Below are 4,245 nucleotides of genomic sequence, written 5' to 3'. Positions count from 1 at the left end.
CGGCGGCCCCCGGCGGGGCCGGCGGCGGCGAGGCGAAGGCGCGCGGGGGGCGCAAGAGCGCCAGCTCCATCCGCGTCGACACCGAGAAGATCGACGCGCTCATCGACATGGTCGGCGAGCTGGTCATCACCCAGTCCATGCTCAGCCAGATCGGCAAGGAGTTCTCCCAGGAGCGGCTCGAGGAGCTCCAGGACGGGCTCGCGCAGCTCGAGCGCAACACCCGCGAGCTCCAGGAGAGCGTCATGCGCATCCGCATGGTGCCGATCAGCTTCGCCTACTCGCGGCTGCCGCGGATCGTCCACGACACCAGCCGGGCCCTCGGCAAGGAGGTGGACTTCGAGATGGAGGGCGACCAGACGGAGCTGGACAAGACGGTCATGGAGAAGATCATCGACCCGCTCGTCCACCTGGTGCGCAACAGCGTCGACCACGGCATCGAGGCCCCCGAGGAGCGCCGGGCCGCCGGCAAGCCCGAGCGCGGCCAGATCCAGATCGACGCCTACCACAAGGGCGGCAACATCATCATCGAGATCGCCGACGACGGCCGCGGCATCAACCGCGACAAGCTCCTCAGCAAGGCCCGCGCGGCGGGGATCGTCGAGGACGGCACGGAGCTGCCCGACGAGCAGGTCTACGACCTGATCTTCCACCCCGGGCTCTCCACCCACGACCAGGCCACCGAGTACTCCGGGCGCGGCGTCGGCATGGACGTGGTCAAGCGCAACATCCGGGCCCTGTCGGGGAGCCTCTACGTCCGCTCGGCCGCCGGCGAGGGGACGACGATCACCATCTCCCTGCCGCTGACGCTCTCGATCCTCGACGGCCAGCTCTTCCGGGTCGGCGAGCAGACCTACATCGTCCCCCTGGTCTCGGTGGTCGAGTCGCTCCAGGTCGACGCCAGCAAGGTCAGCCGCGTCACCGGCCGCGGCGAGGTCTACCACTGGCGCGAGGGCTACGTGCCCATCGTCCGGCTCCACGAGCTCTTCGACACCGAGCCGGTGCGCAAGGAGCTCGAGGGCGGGCTGATGGTCATCGTCGAGGACGAGCAGACCTACCTCGGGGTCTTCGTCGACGACCTGCTCGATCAGCAGCAGGTGGTGATCAAGAGCCTGGAGGCGAACTACCTGAAGGTCCCCGGCATCGCCGGGGCGACCATCCTCGGCGACGGCAACGTGGCGCTGATCCTCGACGTCGCCGGGCTGATCGAGATGAGCCGGGGCGGGCGCCGCCACCCCATCATTCCGGAGCGCGAGGACACCGACGAGGCCGCCTGAGGCGGCCGCGCCCAGTTGAGAGACGGGAGCGAAGATGGCAGAGCAGAGCGACTCGCAAGGCGCCGACGCGGGCGGCAAGGCGGCGACCCTCGGCAGCGGCGCCGACACCGTCGAGGCGATGCAGGCCGCCGCCGAGGGCGACCAGTACCTGACCTTCACCCTCGCGGAGGAGGAGTACGGGGTCGACATCCTCCGCGTCCAGGAGATCAAGGGCTGGAAGCCGGCCACCCCCATCCCCAACACGCCGCACTACGTCAAGGGCGTGATCAACCTGCGCGGGACCATCGTGCCGGTGATCGACCTGCGCGAGCGCTTCGGCATGAGCGTCCAGGAGTACACCAAGTTCACGGTGGTGGTGATGGTGCGGGTGGTCAGCGGCGAGCGCGAGCGGATCGTGGGCCTCGTCGTCGACGCCCTCTCCGAGGTCTACACCTTCCACGCCGACCAGATCCGGCCCGCCCCGGAGTTCGGGGCGGCCCTGCGCACCGACTTCATCCGCGGCCTGGCCACGGTCGACGAGAACAAGATGGTCATCATCCTCAACGTCGACGAGCTGCTCAGCGACGAGGAGCTCGCCGTCGCCGACGACCAGAGCCGCGTCGCGGAGCTGGTCCGCGAGAGCGCCGCCGAGGCGCCCGAATCAGGGAGGCAGCAGGCCGATGAGTAGCGTATCCGAGTCCCCCACCGAGGCCGTCGACCGCGAGGCGCTGGAGGCGCAGGGCTGGGTCAGCCCCGAGCGGGTCGAGCAGCTGCTCGAGACCATCGAGCAGATCGAGGGCGGCGACTACCTCAACGTCCCCGCCGGCGACTGCCCCCTCTCCCAGGCGCTGCACCGGCTCGCCGGCTCGCTGGAGCGCAACGAGTCGGGGATGCTCGCCGACCTCGTCTCCCTGTCGGCCAACGCCGCCGAGAGCCTGGTGGCGACCTCGGGGATGCGCATGACCATCCGCGAGACCAACGAGCGCAGCCAGACCATCGCCTCGAACTCCGAGGAGCTGGCGGCGAGCATCGACACCGTCGCCGAGAACAGCAGCACGGTGGCCAGCGAGATGGAGGAGGCCAAGGGGCTGGTCGACTCCGGCGACCGCAGCGCCCAGCAGGCCAACGCCACCGTCCAGGAGATCGCCGGGCTCGCCGAGACGGCCTCCCAGCGCGTCAAGCAGCTCAACCAGGCCTCCAACGAGATCGGCTCGATCATCGAGCTCATCGAGGAGATCGCCTTCCAGACGAACATGCTCGCCCTCAACGCCTCCGTGGAGGCCGCCCGCGCCGGGCAGGCCGGCGCCGGCTTCTCGGTGGTCGCCCAGGAGGTGCGCCGGCTCGCCGACCAGACCAAGAGCGCCACCGTCGACATCGGCCAGCGCATCCGCACCCTGCGCGACGAGACCGAGGGGATCTCCTCATCCGTCGAGGAGATGGGCAGCGCCATCGAGCGCGGCCGCAGCGCCATCAGCGAGACCAGCGAGACGATGCAGCAGGTCTCCGAGCACATGAGCAGCGTCAGCGAGCACGTCCAGAACGTCTCGGCGGTGATCAACGAGCAGAAGGGGGCGGTGACCCAGGTCGCCGAGTCGATCAGCGCCATCAGCGACCGGACCGAGCGCAACGTCAACGACGTCGAGAGCACCCTCGACGCCCTCGACCAGACCGGGGCCATCCTCAACGAGCAGATGGAGGCGCTCGAGGCGCGCAACCTGCACCAGCTCTTCCTGCGCCGGAGCATGTTCGACCACGTCGGCTGGAAGCGGCGCATCGCCTCGATGCTCGCCGGCCGCGAGGAGGTGAGCCGCCACGAGCTCACCGACCACCACCAGTGCCGGCTCGGGCACTGGTACGACCAGGTCCGGGAGCGCTGGATCCGGGAGCTGCCGGCCTTCGCCGAGCTCGAGGAGCCGCACCGGCTGGTCCACGAGCACGGCCAGCGGGCCGCCGAGCACTACCAGCGCGGCGAGGTCGACGAGGCGGCCGCCGAGCTCGACCGCCTCGCCGAGAACTCCGAGGCCGTCGTCGAGATCCTCGAGCGCCTCGGTGAGCAGATGGACGCCGCCCAGGGAGGGAGCGCCGCCGGATGAGCACGCAGCCGCCGCGCGTCGCCGCCTTCCTCAACCAGAAGGGCGGCGTCGGCAAGACCACCTCGTCGGTGGGCGTCGCCCACGCCCTGGCGCGTGCGGGCTACGACGTCGTCGGCATCGACCTCGACCCCCAGGGCCACTTCGCCGCGAGCCTCGGGCTCGAGGGGCTGGACCCGGGCCTGGACGATACGCTCTTCGACGGCACCCCCCTCGCCGAGCGGCTCCAGCAGGCCCGGCCGGGGCTGCGCCTGGTCCCGCCGGGGCCGCGGCTGGCGGACGCCGAGCAGATGGCCGGCGGGCGCGAGCGCGGCTGGCGGCTGCAGCAGGCCATCGCCGGGCTGGAGCCGTTCCCCGACTTCGTCGTCATCGACTGCCCGCCCTCCTCGGGGCTGCTGGCGATGAACGCCCTGTTGGCCGCCGACGAGCTGGTCATGCCCGTCTCCTGCGACTACCTGGGCCTGGAGGGGCTCGCCGGGCTGATGCGCACCCTGATGCGCGTCGAGCGGGGCCTGAGCCTCTACCTCCACAAGTACGTGCTGGTCACCCGCTACAACGGCCAGCGGCGGCTGCCGCGCGAGGTGCTCGGCAAGCTGGAGGGCTACTTCCCCGGGCAGATCCTGCGCACCCCCATCCGCGACAACGTCGCCCTCGCCGAGGCGCCCGGCTTCGGCCAGACGATCTTCGAGTATCGCCCGTCGAGCAACGGGGCCAAGGACTACGCGGCGCTCGCCGAGGACCTGCGCCAGCGCCGGGTCCGCGAGGCGGCAGGGCAAGAGTAGAGGAGGCGCATCGTGGCGAACGGCAACGCTCCCAAGGGCGGCGGCGACAAGAAGCTCGGCCGCGACCCCCTGGCGTGGATGAACGACCCCGCGGGGCCGGAGGCGGAGGGCCCGGCGGGG

At 71.0% G+C, this 4,245-nt stretch carries 4 protein-coding genes; all 4 read left to right on the top strand.

Going from position 1 to position 4,245, the window contains the following annotated elements; genetic code table 11:
* Positions 1-1,274, top strand: a 1,274-nt coding sequence (locus CKO13_RS11045) for a chemotaxis protein CheA (RefSeq protein ID WP_200260924.1), incomplete at its 5' end; no start/stop codon positions are given.
* A gap of 118 nt (positions 1,275-1,392) precedes the next feature.
* Positions 1,393-1,941, top strand: coding sequence for a chemotaxis protein CheW (locus CKO13_RS11040; protein WP_200260927.1), 549 nt, complete (start codon positions 1,393-1,395; stop codon positions 1,939-1,941).
* A complete protein-coding gene (locus tag CKO13_RS11035) occupies positions 1,934-3,346 on the top strand; it encodes a methyl-accepting chemotaxis protein (protein WP_200260921.1) in 1,413 nt (470 codons plus the stop codon). The genes CKO13_RS11040 and CKO13_RS11035 overlap by 8 nt, the downstream gene beginning before the upstream one ends.
* A complete protein-coding gene (locus CKO13_RS11030) occupies positions 3,343-4,125 on the top strand; it encodes a ParA family protein (RefSeq protein WP_200260918.1) in 783 nt (260 codons plus the stop codon). The genes CKO13_RS11035 and CKO13_RS11030 overlap by 4 nt, the downstream gene beginning before the upstream one ends.
* The last annotated feature ends 120 nt before the right edge of the window (positions 4,126-4,245 follow it).

Origin of the sequence: Halorhodospira neutriphila, from assembly GCF_016584055.1 — a bacterium.
Classification (GTDB): Bacteria; Pseudomonadota; Gammaproteobacteria; order Nitrococcales; family Halorhodospiraceae; genus Halorhodospira; species Halorhodospira neutriphila.
The sequence above is the reverse complement of the archived record's forward strand: the minus strand, read 5'-3'. Positions and strand labels throughout refer to the sequence as shown.